Below are 5,558 nucleotides of genomic sequence, written 5' to 3'. Positions count from 1 at the left end.
CTTGAAATTACCCCAAGCTTCCTCTCGAAAACCTTTGTGGGGGAAGTGTAGATGAAAATGCCTAAAAGGACTGGTACTAACATTGACACTATTCAGAAAATAATGGTCTTGTTCTTGCGCTCTAATCCAATTTAACACCGCATGATTACCACTACGTTTCAAACCGATAAAACGAATTTCTCTTTGATTGATGACTTTTTCTAGTTGATCTTTTTGAGTTAGAGTACGCCAGAAATCCCAGGCATCATAGACTAAATCACGCTTGACTTTTCTTAAGTTATATAGTGAATACTTGGCTGGTTTTGAACGCTCATTTATCTGACTCATTAGTTCAATCCTCGGCTAAATCATCAATTTAAAAACTATGCAAACAATCTTTCAGCGCATAGGCTACCTGTTGTTGTTCCTCGCAGCTTAAATCGGGGAACATAGGTAAAGATAACACTTTTTCACTGGCCAATTCAGCCACGGGTAAATCGCCTTTTTTATAGCCTAAATACTGATAAACCGGCTGTAAATGCAGAGGAATCGGATAATAAACCATGGATAGGACATCTTTTTCCTGCAAAGCCGCCCGAATTTGGTCACGATTTTCCGTTAGGATTGTGTACTGATTCCAAACGTGCTTACCTCCGGCTAAAGCGGCAGGTAAAGTGATATTAGGCAAAGGTTGCAGTAATTCCCGATAACGTTGGGCAATCTCGATCCGTTGATTATTCCAAAAATCGAGATATTTCAGCTTAATTTGCAAAATAACCGCTTGAATGGCATCTAAGCGGCTATTGACACCGATTACCTCATGGAGATAACGCTCCTTGCTGCCGTGTTCTTTAATCATGCGAATTTGTGCCGCTAACTCGGGGTTATTGGTGGTAATTGCGCCACCATCGCCACAACCGCCTAAATTTTTGGTGGGAAAGAAGCTAAAACAGCCAATATCGCCGATACTCCCCACTTTCTGCCCATGCCATTCTGCTCCCGTTGCTTGAGCGCAATCCTCAATCACCAATAAATTATGGGAACGAGCGAAATTTACCACCTCAGACATATTGACAGATTGCCCAAAAAGGTGTACTGGGATAATCGCTTTAGTCTGGGGAGTAATCGCTTTTTCCAACAGTGCCACATCGAGGTTAAAAGTATTGATATCGATATCGACAAAAACCGGTGCTGCCCCGACTAAATTAATCGCTTCGGCGGTGGCAATAAACGAAAAAGTAGAAGTAATTACTTCATCCCCCGCTTGAATACCGAGGGAGCGCAGTGCCAGATAAAGGGCATCGGTTCCCGAATTACAGGCGACACAATCGCTAACACCGTGATAGAGGGCAAATTGTCGTTCTAATTCGCTCACAGCTTCGCCACCAATATAGCGCCCAGAACGGAGGATTTCTAAAACGGCATGGTTAGCTTCTTCGCTGATGACTTGGTATTGACGGGATAAATCGACGGGGGGAATTTTACTCACGCGCTTTCACTCAAATTAGAGACTAATCGGGATTTGTTCGGGAAAAAAAGGAATAATTAGTCAAAAATAATTATAAACTTGCTATTTATAGATGAAGTACCCTTGTAATTTGTTTCTTTTATTTTTATGGATGGATTAGTAGAACTAAATCTGGTGGATTTGGGTTGGGCTTTGGGGATGATGGGCATTTGTTTACTCCTCTCCCGTTGGTCAAATTTAGCTCTAGAGGGACAATTATTATTAGCGACCGGTCGATCGATCCTGCAATTATTAGTGGTAGGCTACGTTATCGCCGTTATTTTTTCCCTTGATAATCCTCTGGCAGTGCTGGGGATTTTGGCAGTGATGATGACTATTGCGACTATTGTTGCTAAAAATCGCATTGATAGCCGGGATAAAGCCCTATTACCGCTAGTTTTCGGCTCTTTATTGATTAGTAGCTGTCTAACTTTAGGTTATGCGATCGCTTTAATTATTCAACCAGAACAATGGTATTCACCCCAATACTTAATTCCCTTGACGGGGATGGTGTTAGGCAATGCCATGAATAGTGCCTCTTTAGCCGGGGAAAGATTAAGCAGTGCGATTAAAAGTCACCGTTTAGAAATCGAAACCCATCTTTGTTTGGGGGCAACCCCTCAACAAGCGATCGCAGGTTATCAAAAAGAAGCGATTCGAGCTAGTTTAATCCCCACCCTCAATCAGATGATGGTGGTGGGTTTAGTCAGTTTACCCGGAATGTTTACCGGACAGGTATTGGCAGGAAGTGAACCTTTAAACGCCGCTTCCTACCAGATACTGATCCTGTTTATGATTGCCCTAGCTAACCTAATCACCGCTCAATTGGTGACAGAGGGAATCTATCGGCGCTTTTTCAGTGAGAATTTATCACTTATCAGTTGAAAGGAATCGGGAGGTGGGTGTTAGGGTTTTGGGTGTTGAGTGTTGGGGTTTTGGGGTTTTGGGGTTTTAGTTGAATTTCCCCATCACCCCATTTCCCTATCTCCTGACGGCTAAAAATTAGGCCTTCCACTTGCTGGCGACGACTTCAGCGAGATCAACCACGCGTTGGGAGTAACCCCATTCGTTATCGTACCAAGCGATAACTTTCACCATATCGCCACCCATCACCATCGTTAGACTAGCATCGATGATCGAGGAGGCATCAACACCGCGATAATCAGAGGAAACGAGGGGTAAATCATTATATTCGAGAATTCCTTTCAAAGAATTTTCCGCAGCTTCTTTGAGGACTTCGTTTACCTGTTCCGCGATCGTGCTTTTTTCCACTTGTGCGACTAAATCCACCACAGAAACGTTAGGAGTGGGTACACGCAGGGCTATCCCGTTAAGTTTCCCTTTCATTTCGGGGATAACTAAGGCTACAGCTTTAGCGGCACCGGTGGAGGTGGGAACGATGTTAACGGCAGCGGCGCGAGCGCGACGGAGATCCCGGTGACTAGCATCAAGAATGCGTTGATCACCAGTGTAACTGTGGGTGGTGGTCATCGTCCCTTTGATGATGCCGAAGTTTTCGTGAATCACTTTGACGACAGGAGCAAGACAGTTGGTGGTACAACTGGCATTGCTGATGACATTGTATTTATCGTGTTCGTATTCGTGAGCGTTGACACCGACGACATAGGTTCCCACACCCGAACCTTTACCCGGTGCGGTAATGAGGACTTTTTTAGCTCCTGCGACAATATGCTTAGAAGCGCCCTCTTCATCGACGAAAACACCAGTAGCTTCGATCACTAGATCTACACCCCATTCTGCCCAGGGCAGATTGAGGGGATTGCGATCGGAATAACATTTAATGGTTTTACCGTTAACAATTAAAGAATTATCATCGGCATCGATATTAGCGTTAAGTTTGCCTAACATCGAATCATATTTGAGCAGGTGAGCGTTACTCCGGGGATCGGATGTATCATTGATCCCCACTACCTCCAAGCCACTATTAGTCCGTCCTAACCAACATCTTAGGAAATTACGTCCAATCCGTCCGAAACCATTGATCGCTACTCTAATCACTGCTGCTTGCCCTCTACGTTTTAGTGCAATACATAAAAAAATAATTAATGTTCCCAATCATACCTTAAAGGTTGAACTTTACGATCCCGATCGAAAATAATTTATTACATCACCATTCAGGAGACTCCGAGACTCCGAGACTCCGAGACTCCGAGACTATTTTTATTTATTCTCCCCACACCCCAAACCCCACACCCACACCCACACCCCACACCCCACACCCACACCCCAAAAAAAGGAATTGGGAGAAAAAATTTTAATTCTGCGTCAAGGATTTTGCAAGGCAACTGGGCAACATTTGGGAATTCTGCTCAAATGCCCCTATCATGAAGTTGACTTTACTACCGATCGAGTTTAAAACTTATATAATCGTGGCTCTGAGGAGTGAAAACAGTGAAAAAAGTTAATTTTAACGGCCAACCTTTCCATTTTATCGGTATTGGCGGTATTGGGATGTCAGCCCTCGCTTATATCTTAGCCGAGCGCAATTTACCTGTGTCTGGCTCGGATTTACGTCCTACTCATATCACCCAACGGCTACAGGGAGCGGGAGCGCACATTTTCCACCGTCAAGAGGCAAATAATTTAGCTTTATTTCATTCTCCGGGCCCTCAAAACAGTAGCCAAACAGTTCCGCAAGTAATCTGCTCCACGGCGATTAATGACCATAACAAGGAATATCAAGCGGCCAGAGACTTAGGATACCCAATTTTTCACCGTAGCGACGTTTTAGCTGCTTTAATCGCTGATTACGACAGTATCGCCGTCGCCGGCACCCACGGAAAAACCACCACTAGCAGCCTAATCGGTTACGTTTTGTTAGAAGCGGGATTAGACCCCACGATCATTGTCGGTGGTGAGGTGGATGCTTGGGAAGGTAACGCTCGTCTTGGTCAAGGTCGTTTTTTAGTGGCAGAGGCCGATGAGTCCGATGGTTCCCTAACCAAGCACGCCCCGAAAATCGGCGTAATCACTAATATTGAGCTAGATCACCCCGATCATTACCAGAATTTAAGCGAAGTTATCGATACTTTCCATGAATTCGCCCATCAGTGCCAGATTTTAGTCGCTTGTTTAGATTGTGACACGATCGCCGAGCATTTCCGTCCCACGATTAGTTATAGTCTCGATCCCGAAAAAGGTGCCGATTACACCGTCAGCGAGATTATCTATGAACAGGGAATGATGAAAGCTTCCGTCTGGGAAAAAGGCAGTTATTTGGGACAAATGGAAGTGAAAATCCCCGGGCAACATAATATTAGTAATGCTTTGGCAGTGGTGGCCATCGGACGTTATCTCGGTTTAGAATTTGCCGTTATTGCCGATGCGATCGCTACTTTTGCCGGGGCAAAACGCCGTTTTGAACACAAGGGAGAGGCAAACGGCATTACTTTTATCGATGATTATGCCCACCATCCTAGCGAATTGTTAGCCACTTTAGCGGCGGCAAAATTGAAGGTAGAAGGCAAACAGTACCAACGTTCGATCGCTATTTTCCAACCCCATCGCTACAGTCGCACCACTGCCTTTTTGGAGGAATTCGGCTCCGCTTTCAGTTCCGCCGATGTGGTAGTCTTAACGGATATTTATAGTGCCGGGGAAGTGAATATCAATCACGTCACCGGGCAGCAAGTGGCCGAACAGGTGAGAAAACACCATAAAAATGCCTACTATCACCCCGAATTGAGTTCTTTAGGTCAATTCCTGCTAGAAATTCTCCAACCAGGGGATCTGGCTCTGTTCCTCGGCGCTGGCAATCTCAATCAAGTTATCCCCGAAATGCTCTCTCTTTACCGCGAACAATTAGCAGTTAGAGTATAGGAGTCAGTTATCAGTTATCAGTTATCAGTTATCAGATTTGAGTTTTTAAGTGAGCAGTATTAAATAGGGTTTGCTGAATAAATGTGAAATGTAGGCAAGGTAGGGGTTTTGTGGCTTTTCTTGCGAAACAGGTGTAAGATTTTGAGAGAATCGTCGTTCAAAACCTTGCGTCTTCATCGGCCCGCGTCCTGTAGGGGCGAAGCATTCGGGCAATAACCTATCGGTGAAACCG

General features: G+C 44.8%; 5 protein-coding genes and 1 pseudogene. 2 read left to right on the top strand and 4 right to left on the bottom strand.

The annotated features are described in order from the left end of the window. Positions 1–327 (bottom strand): annotated as a pseudogene (locus tag PX636_RS20620) (hypothetical protein); the annotation flags it as partial. A gap of 28 nt (positions 328–355) precedes the next feature. Further along, positions 356–1,468 (bottom strand): DegT/DnrJ/EryC1/StrS family aminotransferase, encoded by a 1,113-nt coding sequence (locus PX636_RS20615; protein ID WP_002799037.1) that lies wholly within the window; start codon positions 1,466–1,468, stop codon positions 356–358. A 126-nt stretch (positions 1,469–1,594) separates the two neighbouring features. Between PX636_RS20615 and PX636_RS20610 the strand changes: the two genes are divergently transcribed. Then, positions 1,595–2,371, top strand: coding sequence for an ABC transporter permease (locus PX636_RS20610; RefSeq protein WP_002799038.1), 777 nt, complete (start codon positions 1,595–1,597; stop codon positions 2,369–2,371). Positions 2,372–2,488: 117 nt separating this feature from the next. On the opposite strand, the gene PX636_RS20605 is transcribed toward PX636_RS20610, so the two are convergent. Beyond that, on the bottom strand, positions 2,489–3,505 hold the full coding sequence (locus PX636_RS20605) for a type I glyceraldehyde-3-phosphate dehydrogenase (protein WP_002799040.1): 1,017 nt from the start codon (positions 3,503–3,505) through the stop codon (positions 2,489–2,491). Positions 3,506–3,898: 393 nt separating this feature from the next. Between PX636_RS20605 and murC the strand changes: the two genes are divergently transcribed. Then, positions 3,899–5,326: a UDP-N-acetylmuramate--L-alanine ligase gene (gene murC / locus PX636_RS20600; RefSeq protein ID WP_041804039.1), complete on the top strand. Its 1,428-nt coding sequence runs from the start codon at positions 3,899–3,901 to the stop codon at positions 5,324–5,326. Between the two features lie 45 nt (positions 5,327–5,371). Here murC and PX636_RS20595 read toward each other — a convergent pair. Beyond that, positions 5,372–5,558 (bottom strand): hypothetical protein (locus PX636_RS20595; protein ID WP_288118605.1); only part of this gene is annotated, 187 nt, incomplete at its 5' end.

This window comes from Microcystis sp. M53598_WE2 (assembly GCF_030067735.1).
Classification (GTDB): Bacteria; Cyanobacteriota; Cyanobacteriia; order Cyanobacteriales; family Microcystaceae; genus Microcystis; species Microcystis aeruginosa.
Note: the sequence above shows the minus strand (reverse complement) of the source record. Positions and strands in the feature narration are given on the sequence as shown.

What these genes read in the sequence shown, in the direction of transcription:
- PX636_RS20610 (WP_002799038.1), top strand. Translation starts at nt 1,595, where the DNA reads ATGGATGGATTAGTAGAACTAAATCTGGTGGATTTGGGTTGGGCTTTG.